This window comes from Scytonema sp. UIC 10036 (genome assembly GCF_009725235.1).
Window position 1 is genome coordinate 117,226 of record NZ_WJFC01000004.1, and the last position, 15,035, is coordinate 132,260.

A 15,035-nucleotide genomic window follows, 5' to 3' on the forward strand; every position below is an offset into this window, starting at 1 on the left:
AGAACACCATGAATCTGGAGCTTTCGCCGTCGGTTAAGTATTGGTTAAATTTCTTCCACCCAATTATGATGTGGGCGCTACTGCTCCTATCTTTATACGCAGCATTTTTGGGGCTACAAGTTCAGCGTACCAGAAATGCTCAGGGTGAAGAAAAGAAAGAATTAATAAAAGGTAAATACAACGTCAGACACCACCAAATTGGGTCTATACTTCTAGCCCTAATGGTGACAGGTGCTGTTGGTGGTATGGCGGTTACATATATCAATAACGGTAAGCTGTTTGTAGGACCCCACCTGCTGGCGGGGCTTGGTATGACCAGTTTAATTGCCTTTTCGGCTTCTCTATCTCCCTATATGCAAAAAGGAGCAAACTGGGCACGTGCAACTCATATTTTATTAAATTTTGCACTTCTAGGTCTTTTTGCTTGGCAGGCTATTACGGGAGTGCAAATCGTTCAAAGGATTCTCACCCAAGCGTAATTACAGCAGTTTTCACCTAAATGAACCGCAACGTTGTAGGGGCGCAAGGCATTGCGCCCCTACCGATCAGGTGGTCATTGATTTCTGAAAATCTTCTTGGACTTTGCGAGTTAAGCGCCGGGAAACTTGGCGCACAATTTGGTTGAGAAGGCGATCGCCTGTAGATTGGATGATAGATTTGGGCAATCGCTGAATAAACTTTGGAAAGTGAATATAAACACTTAGATGCAGTTCCCATTCAACTCGTGTGATTGTACCAGTGTTACGGTCAGAATCGCTGGCATCAGTTTCTAGTAACTGTAACGATGACTTATAATCCACATCGTAACCGGGAGCTTGGTAATTGGGAATTGGAATAGTCCGAATGCGATAAATTCCTTCCTCTGGAGGCAATAATTCCAAACCAATTTTTGGCTCTACTTCATACCCAAATGCACCAAAGCGACCAATAGTCAGAGCATAGCCGTGTTTACCGAGAGATTCTACCTTCATAGGTTCAGCACAACGCGAAAACCATAAGGCATGGTTATCTAAATATTCAGCAACAGTCTTAGAAGGAGCAGGCATTTCCATACAATCGCTGTAACAGCCATAGAACCTCCTAGGCGTCCCTATAGTTGCTTCTAAGGTCGTTTCCTCAGACGCTTCTAAGGTTGATGGGATGGGAAAGACCGCTTCATTTGTGTCAAAGGACTGATATTCCGAATTGTTTGAAATCATATAACCATTCTTTATATGCTGAACAATCTAGCTAAATTAATACTTCCCAAATTCAGTGGAATGTTTCGCACTAATTCACCATTTTTACTCAAATCTCAAAAATGTGTCATAAAGAATCTCTAAAATAGAGAACAAGATTGTACAAGTATAAGTTACCTAGAATACATGAAAGCATTTGTAGCAGGGGCAACAGGCGAAACGGGTCGTCGGATAGTGCAAGAACTGATAGCACGCAATATTCCCGTTCGTGCTTTCGTTAGAGATATTGAGAAAGCAAGAAGTATTTTACCGATAGAAGCAGAGTTGGTACAAGGTGATGTGTTACACCCAGAAAACTTGTCTACCGCATTAGGAGATAGTACAGTGCTGTTATGCGCCACGGGTGCGACTCCAAGCTTTGACCCCACCGGACCCTATAAGGTAGACTATGAAGGTACTAAAAATTTGGTAGAAGTAGCCAAAGCCAAGGGAATTGAGCATTTTGTTTTAGTTTCTTCGTTGTGTACTTCACAGTTTTTCCATCCACTGAATTTGTTCTGGCTGATTTTAGTTTGGAAAAAGCAAGCAGAGGAATACCTCCAAAAAAGCGGTTTAACCTATACGATTGTTCGACCTGGTGGTTTAAAGAACGAGGATAACTCCCATCGGATTGTCATGCAAAGCGCTGATACATTGTTTGACGGTAGCATACCCCGCCAGAAAGTTGCCCAAGTTTGTGTTGAGTCACTTTTTGAACCAGCAGCAAAAAATAAAATTGTGGAGATTGTTGCGAGTGTTGACGCACCAGCAAAAAGCTTTAGTGAATTATTTGCCAATGTAGCTTAACAGTGACCTCTTGACCACTAACCACTAACCACTAACCACTAACCACTAACCACTAACCACTAACCACTAACCACTAACCAGTTAACGAACTTTTACTGAAACACCTCGTCTGATATTGTTGTTATATTTTGATTGACAACAGCAGGCAAGTTTAAGGAGTTGGACTCTGAAAAGTCTAGAACAACGGAAAGGCGGCGTTGAACAACTCATAGGACCGATAGTCGCTCTTCTTGGTTTTGTGTGTTTGATACAGTGGTATGTATTTGGAAGCTTGCGATCGCACAACGATCCGGTATTTAGCCAAAGACAGCCTCCCTTGGTAATGAAAGGGGGCGATCCCTATATTCGCGCCCTCATGCGAACTATTTCAGCAAGTGAAGCGAGTGGCAATCGTCCCTACTCGCTTTTGTATGGAGGACAGCACGTTAACAATCTCAGCCGCCATCCTGAGATATGCGTCACCATTGTGACAGGTCCCAATAAAGGCAACTGTTCTACAGCTGCTGGTAGATATCAAGTTATAAATACTACCTGGTCTAGAATTGCATCTCGCTATCACCCAAATCCCAATCGGTTGATGTTTTGGTCTCCTTATAGTTTTGAAGCAGAGTATCAAGATATTGTAGTTTATCGTTGGCTCAGTGATTCCCGCGTTTGGGGAACTGACATATCTCAACAACTGCGTCAAGGAAGGGTAAAAGACGTTTTGCGTCGGTTATCTCCTACTTGGACAAGCTTGGGTTATGGTATTGAAACAAACTCTGTTAGCCGACATTTACCAAGAATTTATCAGAAAATGTTACAAGAAGAATTGACGATTCAGTAAGCACCTGACCAGTCGTTTACTCGTTCCCAGGCGGAGCCTGGGAATGCATACCACGAGGCTCCGCCTCCAGAAAAAATTTATGAACACTTTCAACAAAAGCCAAAGTATTTTCAAAATGTATATTATGCCCTACCTTCTCAATTATTTCTAATTGACCAAACTTACAAATATCGACCATTTTTGTATTGAGATATACAAATTTTTCATCATATTCACCAACTAGCAAAAGCAAAGGAACTGTATTGTCTTGTAGTTTTTCCCATAACGAAGGCTGTTGTCCATTACCCATAAAACGTAATGACTTTGCCAATTCAATTGGATTATTTTGCAATCGGCTTTCTATAAGAATCTCAAAACGAGGATGATTTTTAATCAAGCCAAAAATTGCTTGATTGTACCAGTTTGATAGGTAAGTGACAAAGTCATTTCTGTCAACGCTTCTTTCTAGTTTTCTAGCAATTTGTTCATCACGCCTTATTCTCTCTTCTCGTTCGGTATTTGTCGCTAAACCAGGAGAAGCAGACTCCAAAACAACTTTGGAAAAACGATGTGGAAAATTGAGGGTGAGATATAAAGCTAGCCTTCCACCCATTGAATAACCTACTAAAAAGCATTGAGAAATTTTGAGTTCGTCTAGTAAATTAATTAGAGCTATGGCAGTGTTAGCCATTGTATAGCGATCGCTGTCCCCAAAAATTTGTGTTTTCCCATGTCCGGGAAGGTCAATTGTGAGACAGTAAAACTCGTTAGAGAGTAATGTTATTGCTTCGTCAAATTCATGACTGTTACCCATGAATCCGTGTAGAAAAAGAATCAATGGTTTATCTGAAGAACCAGTAAAGGTGTAGTGAAATTGATAATTTTGTGGATTCATGGGTAAAGCAGGAACAGAACAGACAGCGATTAATATTACTACTAATACGTATCTGCTCGCTACAGAGTCCGAGCTAAGGCGGGTAGACCCGTGGTGGAGAGTTCAATGCGTATAGTTTAACTATATCTAAGCATATTTATCTTTGAGCCAGATTCCCGACTTTTTGTAAAACACTCTTGGGTAACCTCAACGGTATTTTGAGGATTTCACGCGTCGCAGATACCCCCGGACTCAATACTGCAAGGGATCTCGAATTTTTGTCGGTTGGGTAAACCTGTGGAGAAACCTAACAAATGTCTGTAAATGTTGGGTTTCGTTCCTCAACCCAACCTACGTGTTTTCTCACAATTGTCTGTAAATGTTGGGTTTCGTTCCTCAACCCAACCTACGTGTTTTCGTACTTACTAAAAAAGCCGGGAATGAGTGGATCTTAAGTTTGCTGCTGTGCTACTGGTTCTGTTTGCTTTTCCTTATCCAGACGACGCTTTCTTGCATATAATTGGATAGTTACTGCCATAAAAATCACAAGCCCAACAACAACCCAAGCAGTAATATCGGTAGGGAGATTATTTTTAAATACTGCTAGCAGGACAATCACCACCAACATGACTGTCGGTGCTTCATTTAACGCCCGCAGTTGCTGGCTACTCCATTTGCATTCATCCTTTGCCAATTGCTTCATCAGGCGCTTGCTGTAATGATGGTATCCTAACAACAAAACGACAAATCCTAATTTGACGTGCAACCAACCTTGCTTGAGCACTTCCGGTTCGGTTGTTAATAAACCAATTGCCATTGCTACCGTTAAGAACATCCCTGGATTTGTGATGATGTTGTAGAGGCGCTTTTCCATGATTTGATACTGATTTTTTAGTATCGTTCGTGCGGGTTCTGGTTCTTCGTTTGCTTCTACATGATAGATGAAAAGACGTACCAAGTAGAACAAACCCGCAAACCAAACTACTATTCCAACAAGGTGAAAAGCTTTAAACCAAGAATAAGCCATGAATCTTTGTCTCCGTCAAAGGATTTTTTTGGCAGAAGTTAATGATTTCGAGGTGCTATATAGCAATCCTATCTGATTTTATGAAACTGCACTTTTTTGCTCGTGAATCTAGCTTTGCCGTTCCACTAAAAAAAATATTGTACGGAAATTACATCGAAGGTGACAAAATGGTCAGAAAAATTAATGATTTAGTTGTTATTGGTCATTTGTCATTTGTCATTTGCAAGGTTTTCTGTGGTGTTGGTTGGGGAATGCTTACGGCAGTGCTTACTGGAGGCGGAGCCTCTGTGTAGGCATTCCCAGTCTCAGCCTGGGAACGAGAAATTGCTGGTCACTAGTGCTTACTGGAGGCGGAGCCTCTGTGTATGCATTCCCAGGCTCAGCCTGGGAACGAGAAATCGTTGGTTACTGTTAAATCACGCGCACGAAGGGTAAAAGGTCTTGAAGAATGGGTTCTGAATGATGTTCTTGCGGATAGTGTCCTCCACCATTGAGTTTGATTAATTCACCTTGGGGTAGCGTTTTTACAAAATTTTGTGCTATGTCTGTGGGTAACCAGGGGTCGGTCGTACCCCATTGAACTAAAATTGGCTGTTGCCATTTTTGAAAGCCTGTTTCGATTTCTGCCATTGCTGTGTTTAACTGCAAGTTGCGAATCGTTGCTAAAAGACTTCTTCCAGAGGCGGAACTTTTTAAATACGGTTTGCGGTAAACGTCTAAATCGCTATCGTTGATGACATACCGACTCCCTCCTTCTAGAGTGCGATCGACAAGTAAGGGGTCTTGAGTCATCATTTCACCTGCTAATGGCAGTCCCATTTGTTGAATTTTCCAAGGTAATTTTGCTTGCTGGGAAACTGGTGTATTCAGTATAGCTATATTGGCTATTTGTTCTGGATGTCGCAATGCATATTGCAGACCAACAGACCCTAAAAAGCCTTGCACAACAAGGGAAAACCGTTCCAGTTCTATGGCTTTGATAAATGCTTCTAATGCATTGATAAATGTATCGGGTGTGTAAGCAAAGTCTCTTTTCTCTGGTTTGGCTGAAAACCCAAAACCAATCCAATCTGGTGCAATGGATTTGGTTCCTTGTTGTGCGAAAGCTGGCATTATATTGCGCCAACTATAACTTTGTGATACTAAACCATGTAATAACAATACGGGAAGTAAATCTGTTCTACCAATTGGTACAGATTCACGATAAAACCACTCTAAAGACTCTGCTTGAATTTTGTTTTCTGTTATTGTCATTTTGATTTTAAATGTCTCACGCAAAGGCGCTAAGGCGCTAAGTTAAAATATTTCGATCATCTCACGAATCGCGCAAGCAGTTGCTGGTGCTAGTAAAACGCCGTTACGGTAGTGACCTGTTGCTAAAAGGACGCGATCGCATCCGGGTAATTGACCGATAACTGGTGCGGGACGTCCTTCGGGGCGCGGGCGGAATCCAGACCACATACGGGTTACTGTGGCTGATGCTAGTTCGGGACAAAATGCGATCGCTTGTTGTCTAACGGATTCTAACAGTTCTTTGTTGGGTGGTATCTCCTGAGTATCGGTGGGAAATTCTACGGTTGCGCCTATCCAGTAATCGCCACCACCTACGGGAACGATGTGAACATCATGTCCGGTGATAACTGGTTGAAAGTTTGGATTTCCTAAAGAAGATTCTAAGTGTACTTGTAAAGCTTGCCCTAAAACTGGGCGGATATCAACTACTTGCTTTAATTGTGCTAGTAGCGGAGAGGAACCTAGCCCTGCTGCTATGACTAACCAATCGCAAGGAATTTTTCCTTGTGTTGTCTCTAGATGATAGTCATTGAAGTGACTTACCCTTTCTAAGGATTTTATACCTAAAACATCAACACCGAATTTAAAAGTCACACCACGAGCGCGTGCAGCGTCTACCAAAGCCAACGTCAGTGCTGTGGGATCGAGTTGGCGATCGCGAGGAGAGTACACAGCGCCGATAGCTTTGTCACTGTCAACTTGAGGACACAACTGCTTGAGTTTTGTTGCATCCCAAATTTCTAGGGGGAAACCTTGAGCGTGGCGAATTTCTTGCAACTTTTCCCACTCGGAGGTATAATCTCCCAACAAGCAAAGACTGAGAATGCCTTGGCGATTAAATAGAATTTTACGACCCGTCAGAGCTTCTAATTCAGGAACGAGGGTTTCATAACGTTCAAGGCTTGTTTGACGCATTCGCCAAGCATTGCCTTTAACTTTTTGGCTGATGATACCCATTAAAACGCCTAACGCTGCCCCTGTAGAGGCTTGAGCAGGTGGTTGGCGGTCAACAACAGTAATGTTTAGCCCTTTAACTTGGCTGAGTTCATAAGCAATTGTTGCCCCAACCACACCACAACCGACATCAATACTTTCATCACTACATAAGTCAGGAATGGGGAGGGAGACAAAGGAGACAAGGGGAGGAGGGGAGACAAGGGAGGGGGGAGAGGGGGAACAAGGGAGAGAGGGGAGAGGATTGTACCATACACTGCGTGTCCCTCTTGTCCTCCTTGTCCCCCTTGGTCCCCCTTGTCCCCTTGTCCCCCTTGTCCCCTTGTCCTCCTTGTCCCCCTTGTCTCCTCTCCTTCACCTTATCACTCCTAACTCGCCTCAGCCTCAGTACTGGCTTGAGGAACAAGTTTGAGGAAGTTTTCGATATCAGTAAATGCAGCTTGAGAGTTAATCACAGCTTGTTGATAATTTGCGACCTCAGCAGCTTGGTCAACTTTAACCAGGTGGTCTAACAAATTTTTCACTCTCTCGCGAGCTGACTTTTGGTTCTGGGGTAGCAGATTGGATGTGATGTAATTCATCGACAACCGTGCTTCTGCCATCGGACCGTGGATAAAATTCCTGACTTTTACCCATTGTTTTGTTTGGATCAGCCTTTGCAGTTCAGCTGCGCGATCGCGAACAGCTTGAACTTCAGGGACATATGTTTGAATTTTCTCGATCTGAGCTTGAGTGTAAGTTGGAGGTGCTGTTGCGACTGAAGGACCGCCACAACTAACCAGGAATGTTGCCAACAATACTAGAACCAGTGACAGAATTGAGCGATAACGCGCCATAACCTAAAGTTGTATTTTGCCTGTTTTTGCCAATTACTCAGTGACATTTTATATCGCCACGGTATCTCCTCGTTCTTGTCTGCAAGGGATTTTGCCGAAAATTTCTCAACTGTCCTTCACATTCTCTGCCAAAAGGTCAATTTTTGCTTTTCTCTTGAAAAAATTAAGTACAATTGCTTAATATATATAGTTTAATTCCAAAAATATCAAACCAAGGTTTTTGGAATTTCAGCCACAGCGATTGTCAAGAAATTCTCATGTAAAGTTGCCCAAACGTAGAGCTTCTCGATAATCTGTATAATTTCTTACAATAACAAAACAAGCCTTACTGGCGGTTATCTGTCTTCACACCTTTATAGGAGTCAACGCAACAGAGGAGTTAATTCGTGAATGCAGCTGAGATGGCAACAAACCTTGAATTCGCCAGCAAGATTGCTACAGTCGTTAACTTATTTAAATTTGAGTTTCCAGATGCTAGATCTGACCTCAAACCTTGGAGAAACGACCCGCAAACCAGAGAATTAATAGATCCAGATTCCATAGACATTGGCTTTCATTTTCCAGGTATTAGTAAGTCCTGGCAAAGCCGCAGCATCTTAATTCAAATACGGTTTTATCATGACCCTATTAGCAATTTACATCGTGCCATTGGGCTTGAAGTCTCTGGCTTCAACCATCTGGGCGAACAGTGGCGACTTTCTACAGTAGAAAACTGGAATTTTGTTGGTACATCTGAACCTACCCCAGAAATCGGCGACAAACTAAAACTTTTCTGTCGTCAAGTCTTGGAAATATTTAATAGCTAATAGCTAATAGCTAATTGCTAACTGCTAATTGCTAATTGTTGTTTTTCATCAGCCATTAACCATTAGCCATTAGCCATTAGCCATTAGCATTTATCCGATACATAAGTGCTAGAACGCTTGCCAAAAATAGTGTAACGGTTGTCGCGAACTTGTTCGTAAATGCGATCGCATACCCATTTGACTCCCGGTAATGCACGATAAGTATCCACAAAGATACTGCCATTAGGTAGAAGTTTGCCAATTTCTTCAGCAGCAGCACTGCCTTGCCAGCGTCTTTCTGGGGCGTTTGCGTCTAGAAGAATCATGCCTAATTCACAATTGCTTGGAGTAATAGCCCATTGTGAGAGCCTTTGCTCATCCTGCATGGGAATGTAACGAAACAATTGCCCCCCGTCAAGGGTTTCCAGCATTTGCACGAGTGTCACACAGAGATTGCAGTTTCCGTCGTAGATTACAAAATAACTCATCGGACTATGTAGGTGTTTTAACGCTTAGTGTGTTAATATTTTTAACATTAAGTTTTTTGCTTTTTCATACAGTACTTTTGGCTGTTGAAAAGAGCATATACAACATAAACTCGCACTCAAGCAATCGTTTCTGGGGAAAAAACGATGCCACAGGAGAACATTATATGTGTGGATTTTGCTCAAGAAGACGCATATACACAAATTCTACCGCGATCTCCTCTTATTTCAAGTTACCGTGCTAATTGGGAATGTATTCGTTTAGATCATCATTTGCAACCTGCTCATGAGACTCCAGAACACAGTCCCCAACAGTATGCGATCGGCATTAGCTTGGAAAAACAGACATTCAGCGCCAAACGGGTGTTGAATGGTGACACGCGCCATGAAAGCATTAACTATGGCGATATTGCAGTGATTCCAGCAAACACCTATCATAAATTCACTTGGCACTCAGAAGTAGAATTTTTGGTTCTCAGCTTGGAAGAAACCATGTTTACCCGTGCTCTCTATGACTCAGTGGATTTGCATCAACTAGAAATACTACCCCATTTTGCTACCCCAGACCCGTTAGTTCATCATATAGGATTGGCACTTAAGTCAGAACTAGAATCGCAGTATAAAGGTAGCCGTATTTATATAGAATCTTTAGCAACAACCCTTTGCATTCACATTCTTAAACAATATGCTGTTTCTTCTACGAAGATTGCTACACAATCGGAAGCCCTCTCGAATGTCAAGTTACGACAAGCTATTGAGTATATCAATCAAAATTTAGAAAAAGATTTAACCTTGACTGAAATTGCGAGAGTTGCAGGTATGAGCATATATCATTTCTCAAGGTTATTTAAACAATCAACAGGTTTTTCACCCCACCAATATGTTTTGAATTCCAGAATAGAAAAATCCAAAAGATTATTAGTGAAAACAGAAGAAGCAATCGATCAGATATGCCAGCAAGTAGGTTTTCAAAGCCAAAGCCACTTTACCAATGTATTTCGTAAATTAATAGGTACGACACCTAAGGCATATAGAAAACAAGTGAAAATCTAAAATTCAGTAAACTCAAATACATCATAAGTACCTCCACGTAGCACAGATTCCGTGTGTTTGCCCTGCAAGCGTTTACCAACGATCTGTTCTAGAGCGCCCCAAACAGCGCCTAATGTATAGGTACATTGACGAGTTGAACCTTGGGGTTCGTTCGCAGAACACAAAGTTTCTGAAGTGTAAACTTTTATAGTATTATCTTCAGAGAAAATTCGCTCGATGACACAAAGCCGCGTACCATCTTGACCTAAAGCGAGTCTAAGCTTGTAAGCAATATTATCTAAGGATATGGTTGTTCCTACCAAACCTAATTCTTGTGCTAACTTTTTACCGCGATTGCGACCTGCCGCAGTTAATGCGATCGCTATCGTCTTTTCGCCCAAAGTTTCTTCCATTCCCTCAATTGCTGCCTTAAAACAGACAATGCTGCTAAAATCTCCCAATGTTGGACGTAGCATCAATTACGCTCCTGTAGATTAACTTTTCTAAGCTCTCGTTGTAGCTTTTCCTATTAGGATTTTGGCTGTAAGAACTTCAGGATACAACAAAGAGCAACTTAATGTGCAACAGTGTTTGCCTTGAGTTCATCAGCATATTTGTATTGTTTTATTTAGGAAGAAAACCGTTAAATAAATCTTAAGATTGTTTTACTATTGTAGCTAAACTTCGTGGCAATGCAGGTTATCAGTTGCGAATTATAATTAGACTTATTATCTAAATTTTCTACTAACAATAAGCGAGTGGTGGCAATACTACAAGGGCTGAGACATAAATTCCAAAACACGTAGGTTGGGGAGCCACAAAAAGTGCTCTGGTTCCCAGAGTTGAGTGAAGTGGCGTTTGAGGAACGAAACCCAACATCTAGAAGCATTTGTTGGGTAACGCGCGTGCTCAACCCAACAAAGCTAAAATTCGAGAGTCCTGGCAGTATTGCGAGTGGTGGGCTTTAGCCCTACCTACTTAATATCTAGATTTTTAGTTACATTTTTGGCATCAGTAACTAGGAATAAAGCACTAGATGAAATTAGAGACACAGTACCATGTGTGTTTGATTGGGGTTTTCTATGATGAAAACATGGAACAAACAAGAAAGAGTTTCTACACAACAATGTTTAGGAGTTCGGATGCAATTCAAGTATATATCAGTATTTATCCTCACTACAGCAGCTATTATTACAACTGCATCTGTAATACTGGCACAATTCCCACCAAACCAAAGGCAATTTCCAGGAAGACAAGGTTTTCCCGTTACAGAACAAGGACAACCAGATTTTAAGGAGCTTAACCTCAGCGATGAGCAAAAGGATAAACTGAAAGAAGTTCAAGAAGATACTCGTACTCAGCTCGACGAAATTCTTACAAACGAACAGCGCGATACCTTAAAACAAGCCATTGCAGCAGGTCAGAAACCACCACAAGCAATGCTGTCGCTCAACTTATCTGACGAGCAAAAACAACAAATACAAGATGCTATGGAATCACAAAGGCAAAAAATCTCTGAGATTCTCACTCCTGAACAACAACAACTCATACGCGATCGCACTGAGCAAATACATAATAGAAATAATCCAGAAAGTTTTGGTGGATTTCCTATATAGTAATGAGCCAATTAGCATTTCAGTACTGCTATATCTCTCCCGACTTGTAAGAAATACGGTTTGAAAAAAGCTTCACATTGGTAACCTGATTTGGAACCGAGTGTCTCCGGGCTGAGAGAACAAGCGAATGTCACCTTGATGCTGTCCTACTACAATGCGATACACAATGTGTAAACCCAAACCAGTTCCCTGACCCACACCTTTAGTGGTAAAAAATGGCTCAAATATATGAGGTTGAATGTCTTGAGGGATACCAAGTCCATTATCTGCAATTTCTACTAACAACAAGTCATTCTCACAACTTGTACGAATCCAAATTTTAGGAACTGGGGATTGGGATGATTTGTCCCTAGTCCGCAATCCCCAATCCCCAGTCCCCATTACTAAAGCATCAATCGCATTATCTATTAAATTCGTCCAAACTTGATTGAGTTCATTTCCATAAGCATAAATGTGAGGTATTTCACAATCAAACTCTCGAATGACTTCCACATGAGTTTGCTTGAGTTTGTGATTTAAAATTGTTAAAGTCGTTTCAATACCCTCATGAATATCTATTTCCTGAAGTGCTGCTTTATCCATATAAGAATAATCTTTAACTGCTTCAACAAGGGTAGAAATTCGTGCCGTACAATGGTCTATTTCATCTAATAAACCAGTTTCTTGCAGCGTTACATCTATCCAAGCCAACACACTACAAAGTAACTCCTCACCAACATTTTTTCTAACATTGTCTAACCATTCTATATCTAGCCCTGATGTTACAAAAGTAGGAGCAAGTTTCCAAGCATTGGTCACAGCGTATGCTTCTAACCATTGCACGAGTTCTTCCTCTAAATCGCTTTGTGCGATTGGATCTAGTTTTGTTGCTGTTCCTGAAATTCCAGCAGCAGTAAGAATGTCATCGGGAATAACTACACTCATTTGTCATTGGTCACTGGTCACTGGTCACTGTTAAAGGTAAACGGATTTGAAAGCAGGTATGTCCTTGTTGAGATTTAAAGTTAATGTTACCGTGATGTCTATTAACAATAATACGATAGGCAATTTCTAAACCCAATCCAGTTCCTTTACCTACTCCTTTAGTTGTAAAAAATGGTTCAAAAATTCGAGATTGAATGGCTGGGGGAATACCTGCTCCTGTATCAATAATTTCTACCACAAGACAAGTACTCTTATCTTTATATGTGCGAATTGTCAAATTTCCTTTACCGTTCATTGCATCTATGGCATTGTCAATCAAATTTGTCCATACTTGGTTAAGTTCCCCTGCATAAACACAAATTTTTGGGAGAGTGCGATCGTAATCGCGGTTAACAATAACTCCGTGTTTAAGCCGATGATGTAGGATAAGTAAAGTATTTTCAATTCCCTCGTGTACATCTATTTCCTGTAAAGGTGCTCGATCCATGTAGGAATAGCCCTTAATTGCTTTTACCAGATCGGAAATACGAGTTGTGCTTTGTTCTATTTCGTCAATCAGCCCATAGGATGATAATGATGCTTCCAACCATTTCAGAACACTGCCAAGACACTCGCCAGGGATATTATCTGCCAGAAAATCAAGCTTTTCAACATCTAAAAAGCCATTAACCAATGTAGGGGCTAGTTTCCAAGCATTGCCGATATCATGGTCTTCCAACCAGTCTGTAATTTCGTCTTCTTTGTCGCTTTGAGTTAGGGGATCGAGTTTAGCCGCACGAGTAGCGTTATCAGTGGCTTGACGTTGAATATCGGTAATTATTTTAATTTGCTCTTTGGAAAGTAAATTAAGCTGTAGAGATATAGTTTGTAAGTCTTGAAAGTTCTCGCGCAGCTGACAAGCCGCCCGTCGCGCTGCAGCCCCCGGATTGTTTAATTCATGAGCAAGCCCTGCTGACATTTTACCCAATGCTGCCATCTTCTCTTGTTGCCTGAGTTGTGCTTCTACATCTTGAGTACGTCCTGCCATAGCTGTTAGTATTGTGTCAGCTAAAGGCGAACATTCGGCAAGGATATGCCGGAACATATCGACTTCAATTCGCAAAACTCGACTGGGTGCGATCGCACGGGCGGTAGCAATAGAAGTTGCACCAGTCAGCATTGAAATTTCTCCCATAAATTCACCAGCGCGGTGAACAGCAAGCACTCTTGTTTCCTTGCCAACTTGCTTTGCAATTTCGATTTCACCTTCAAGGACGACATGAAAGCAATAGTTGGAATCACCTTCATAAAAAAGGACATCACCTGGATTGAGTTCTATTTCCGTACCGTGCTGCTTCATTTCCTCCAAAGCTTCATCTGGCAACTTAGGAAAAAGCGTCATTTGATTTGGATCGTGCAGCATGGCAACTCCTTTATAAGAATATTTTTAATTACCAAAGTCGCTGAATTAGATAGGCATCAAAGACTGAATCAGCACTTAAAACAGTTACTTATTCGACAATAGCTTGTGCAATTAACAGTCTATCAAAAGGGTCACGATGGTGAAACGGAAGAGTAGCAACAACAGCAAGATGGTCGATTGAGATGTTTAGCAAAGAGAAATCATTTAAATTGAGTTGCTGCTCTATTAATTCACGAAATGGTTTGTTAACACTAAGCTTGCCAGTGCTTTGCTTTATCGCTATTTCCCAAATACTAGCTGTACTAAATGTATAAATTTCTTTAACATAAGTAGTCGCTCATATTAAGCTTTTAACCCAAGTACGGAAAGCACGAGTCGTTGCCATTTCCCCATTTTTTCTAGCTGCTTCAATAAATTGAGGAATTTCTTTCACTGGCACAGGGGCAAAGGTAGGACTACTTTGAACTTCTAAATATTGCTTGCCACTGAGTCTGTAAATCTGCAGGATACTACCGTTGTAACGCCAGAATTCTGGGATACCCATTGAAGCGTAAAGATTCAATTTATTTATGGCAGAACGTGAGTACTCCACTTCAAGTACAAGGTCTGGCGGTGGATCTTTGCTCAAGTCTATTTTTTCCTTATCTCTAACTAAAAACTCATTCTGGATGTAGTAGCTACTGTCTGGCTCCCCTCCCTTCTCCAAGTCATCTCTTGTTAAAGTCAGCGAGCCAGTGCGGCTAATTTCCAAGCCCAGTTCTTCACATAACACCCCAATAAAAGCTTCAATTAAGCGGTTGGGGTTTTCATGTGCCTTATGTGGAGACATAATTTCTACTATTCCATTGTCATAAGCAAGTCTGGTGTTACGCCCCGATCCCATATCAGCCAGCATACTTTTGAACGTTTGCCAGCTAATGTTTTCAAGTATGGTTCTGGTTTCTGCGGGTGTTATGGTTGTGACCATAATAAAAGTCT

General features: G+C 41.4%; 19 protein-coding genes. 7 read left to right on the plus strand and 12 right to left on the minus strand.

Going from position 1 to position 15,035, the window contains the following annotated elements; all coding sequences use genetic code 11:
* Positions 1-8 precede the first annotated feature (8 nt).
* Positions 9-479 carry a DUF4079 domain-containing protein gene (locus tag F7734_RS03700; protein WP_155743431.1) on the plus strand — a complete coding sequence of 157 codons (471 nt, stop codon included), beginning with the start codon at positions 9-11 and terminating at the stop codon, positions 477-479.
* Between the two features lie 66 nt (positions 480-545).
* Here F7734_RS03700 and F7734_RS03705 read toward each other — a convergent pair whose 3' ends face one another.
* On the minus strand, positions 546-1,199 hold the full coding sequence (locus F7734_RS03705) for a DUF1997 domain-containing protein (protein ID WP_155743432.1): 654 nt from the start codon (positions 1,197-1,199) through the stop codon (positions 546-548).
* 165 nt (positions 1,200-1,364) lie between these two features.
* Between F7734_RS03705 and F7734_RS03710 the strand changes: the two genes are divergently transcribed.
* Positions 1,365-2,024, plus strand: a complete 660-nt coding sequence (locus F7734_RS03710) for an NAD(P)H-binding protein (protein ID WP_155743433.1) — start codon at positions 1,365-1,367, stop codon at positions 2,022-2,024.
* A 166-nt stretch (positions 2,025-2,190) separates the two neighbouring features.
* Entirely contained in the window at positions 2,191-2,850 is a 660-nt protein-coding gene (locus F7734_RS03715) for a glycoside hydrolase family protein (RefSeq protein ID WP_155743434.1), read from the plus strand.
* A gap of 16 nt (positions 2,851-2,866) precedes the next feature.
* Here F7734_RS03715 and menH read toward each other — a convergent pair whose 3' ends face one another.
* Both menH and hemJ read right to left on the minus strand, forming a co-directional pair.
* Positions 2,867-3,724 (minus strand): 2-succinyl-6-hydroxy-2,4-cyclohexadiene-1-carboxylate synthase, encoded by an 858-nt coding sequence (gene menH, locus F7734_RS03720; protein ID WP_155743435.1) that lies wholly within the window; start codon positions 3,722-3,724, stop codon positions 2,867-2,869.
* Between the two features lie 430 nt (positions 3,725-4,154).
* Entirely contained in the window at positions 4,155-4,730 is a 576-nt protein-coding gene (gene hemJ / locus F7734_RS03725; protein ID WP_155743436.1) for a protoporphyrinogen oxidase HemJ, read from the minus strand.
* An 80-nt stretch (positions 4,731-4,810) separates the two neighbouring features.
* Here hemJ and F7734_RS03730 point away from each other — a divergent pair, with 80 nt between their 5' ends.
* Complete coding sequence (locus tag F7734_RS03730; protein ID WP_155743437.1) at positions 4,811-5,023, plus strand: hypothetical protein; 213 nt, start codon at positions 4,811-4,813, stop codon at positions 5,021-5,023.
* A gap of 118 nt (positions 5,024-5,141) precedes the next feature.
* Here F7734_RS03730 and F7734_RS03735 read toward each other — a convergent pair whose 3' ends face one another.
* From F7734_RS03735 to psbQ, 3 genes are all read right to left on the minus strand, one after another.
* A complete protein-coding gene (locus F7734_RS03735; protein WP_155743438.1) occupies positions 5,142-5,984 on the minus strand; it encodes an alpha/beta fold hydrolase in 843 nt (280 codons plus the stop codon).
* Positions 5,985-6,026: 42 nt separating this feature from the next.
* Positions 6,027-7,139 carry an FAD-dependent oxidoreductase gene (locus tag F7734_RS03740; protein ID WP_166481719.1) on the minus strand — a complete coding sequence of 371 codons (1,113 nt, stop codon included), beginning with the start codon at positions 7,137-7,139 and terminating at the stop codon, positions 6,027-6,029.
* A gap of 206 nt (positions 7,140-7,345) precedes the next feature.
* A complete protein-coding gene (gene psbQ / locus F7734_RS03745; RefSeq protein ID WP_155743439.1) occupies positions 7,346-7,813 on the minus strand; it encodes a photosystem II protein PsbQ in 468 nt (155 codons plus the stop codon).
* A 386-nt stretch (positions 7,814-8,199) separates the two neighbouring features.
* Here psbQ and F7734_RS03750 point away from each other — a divergent pair, with 386 nt between their 5' ends.
* A complete protein-coding gene (locus tag F7734_RS03750) occupies positions 8,200-8,619 on the plus strand; it encodes a hypothetical protein (protein ID WP_166481711.1) in 420 nt (139 codons plus the stop codon).
* Between the two features lie 83 nt (positions 8,620-8,702).
* On the opposite strand, the gene F7734_RS03755 is transcribed toward F7734_RS03750, so the two are convergent.
* Positions 8,703-9,086 (minus strand): DCC1-like thiol-disulfide oxidoreductase family protein, encoded by a 384-nt coding sequence (locus F7734_RS03755; protein WP_155743440.1) that lies wholly within the window; start codon positions 9,084-9,086, stop codon positions 8,703-8,705.
* Between the two features lie 144 nt (positions 9,087-9,230).
* On the opposite strand from F7734_RS03755, the gene F7734_RS03760 reads away from it, so the two are divergent.
* A complete protein-coding gene (locus F7734_RS03760) occupies positions 9,231-10,136 on the plus strand; it encodes a helix-turn-helix domain-containing protein (protein ID WP_155743441.1) in 906 nt (301 codons plus the stop codon).
* On the opposite strand, the gene F7734_RS03765 is transcribed toward F7734_RS03760, so the two are convergent.
* Entirely contained in the window at positions 10,133-10,591 is a 459-nt protein-coding gene (locus tag F7734_RS03765; RefSeq protein ID WP_155743442.1) for a hydrocarbon-binding protein, read from the minus strand. The genes F7734_RS03760 and F7734_RS03765 overlap by 4 nt on opposite strands.
* 606 nt (positions 10,592-11,197) lie before the next feature.
* On the opposite strand from F7734_RS03765, the gene F7734_RS03770 reads away from it, so the two are divergent.
* A complete protein-coding gene (locus tag F7734_RS03770) occupies positions 11,198-11,731 on the plus strand; it encodes a Spy/CpxP family protein refolding chaperone (RefSeq protein ID WP_155743443.1) in 534 nt (177 codons plus the stop codon).
* Positions 11,732-11,803: 72 nt separating this feature from the next.
* Here the strand turns inward: F7734_RS03770 and F7734_RS03775 are convergent, their stop codons facing one another.
* The 4 genes from F7734_RS03775 to F7734_RS03785 all read right to left on the minus strand — a co-directional run bounded on the left by F7734_RS03775 (position 11,804) and on the right by F7734_RS03785 (position 15,024).
* Positions 11,804-12,655, minus strand: coding sequence for an ATP-binding protein (locus F7734_RS03775; protein WP_243146657.1), 852 nt, complete (start codon positions 12,653-12,655; stop codon positions 11,804-11,806).
* A gap of 10 nt (positions 12,656-12,665) precedes the next feature.
* Positions 12,666-14,057 (minus strand): ATP-binding protein, encoded by a 1,392-nt coding sequence (locus F7734_RS03780; RefSeq protein WP_155743444.1) that lies wholly within the window; start codon positions 14,055-14,057, stop codon positions 12,666-12,668.
* An 88-nt stretch (positions 14,058-14,145) separates the two neighbouring features.
* The gene (locus F7734_RS65945; protein WP_347566123.1) at positions 14,146-14,373 is read right to left on the minus strand and encodes a type II toxin-antitoxin system VapC family toxin; all 228 of its coding nucleotides are present in this window, start codon (positions 14,371-14,373) and stop codon (positions 14,146-14,148) included.
* Between the two features lie 21 nt (positions 14,374-14,394).
* The gene (locus tag F7734_RS03785) at positions 14,395-15,024 is read right to left on the minus strand and encodes a Uma2 family endonuclease (RefSeq protein WP_155743445.1); all 630 of its coding nucleotides are present in this window, start codon (positions 15,022-15,024) and stop codon (positions 14,395-14,397) included.
* Between the last annotated feature and the right edge of the window lie 11 nt (positions 15,025-15,035).

What these genes read in the sequence shown, in the direction of transcription:
- F7734_RS03700 (WP_155743431.1), top strand. Translation starts at nt 9, where the DNA reads ATGAATCTGGAGCTTTCGCCGTCGGTTAAGTATTGGTTAAATTTCTTC.
- F7734_RS03705 (WP_155743432.1), bottom strand. Translation starts at nt 1,199, where the DNA reads ATGATTTCAAACAATTCGGAATATCAGTCCTTTGACACAAATGAAGCG.
- F7734_RS03710 (WP_155743433.1), top strand. Translation starts at nt 1,365, where the DNA reads ATGAAAGCATTTGTAGCAGGGGCAACAGGCGAAACGGGTCGTCGGATA.
- menH (WP_155743435.1), bottom strand. Translation starts at nt 3,724, where the DNA reads ATGAATCCACAAAATTATCAATTTCACTACACCTTTACTGGTTCTTCA.
- hemJ (WP_155743436.1), bottom strand. Translation starts at nt 4,730, where the DNA reads ATGGCTTATTCTTGGTTTAAAGCTTTTCACCTTGTTGGAATAGTAGTT.
- F7734_RS03730 (WP_155743437.1), top strand. Translation starts at nt 4,811, where the DNA reads ATGAAACTGCACTTTTTTGCTCGTGAATCTAGCTTTGCCGTTCCACTA.
- F7734_RS03735 (WP_155743438.1), bottom strand. Translation starts at nt 5,984, where the DNA reads ATGACAATAACAGAAAACAAAATTCAAGCAGAGTCTTTAGAGTGGTTT.
- psbQ (WP_155743439.1), bottom strand. Translation starts at nt 7,813, where the DNA reads ATGGCGCGTTATCGCTCAATTCTGTCACTGGTTCTAGTATTGTTGGCA.
- F7734_RS03755 (WP_155743440.1), bottom strand. Translation starts at nt 9,086, where the DNA reads ATGAGTTATTTTGTAATCTACGACGGAAACTGCAATCTCTGTGTGACA.
- F7734_RS03760 (WP_155743441.1), top strand. Translation starts at nt 9,231, where the DNA reads ATGCCACAGGAGAACATTATATGTGTGGATTTTGCTCAAGAAGACGCA.
- F7734_RS03765 (WP_155743442.1), bottom strand. Translation starts at nt 10,591, where the DNA reads ATGCTACGTCCAACATTGGGAGATTTTAGCAGCATTGTCTGTTTTAAG.
- F7734_RS03770 (WP_155743443.1), top strand. Translation starts at nt 11,198, where the DNA reads ATGATGAAAACATGGAACAAACAAGAAAGAGTTTCTACACAACAATGT.
- F7734_RS03775 (WP_243146657.1), bottom strand. Translation starts at nt 12,655, where the DNA reads ATGAGTGTAGTTATTCCCGATGACATTCTTACTGCTGCTGGAATTTCA.
- F7734_RS03780 (WP_155743444.1), bottom strand. Translation starts at nt 14,057, where the DNA reads ATGCTGCACGATCCAAATCAAATGACGCTTTTTCCTAAGTTGCCAGAT.
- F7734_RS03785 (WP_155743445.1), bottom strand. Translation starts at nt 15,024, where the DNA reads ATGGTCACAACCATAACACCCGCAGAAACCAGAACCATACTTGAAAAC.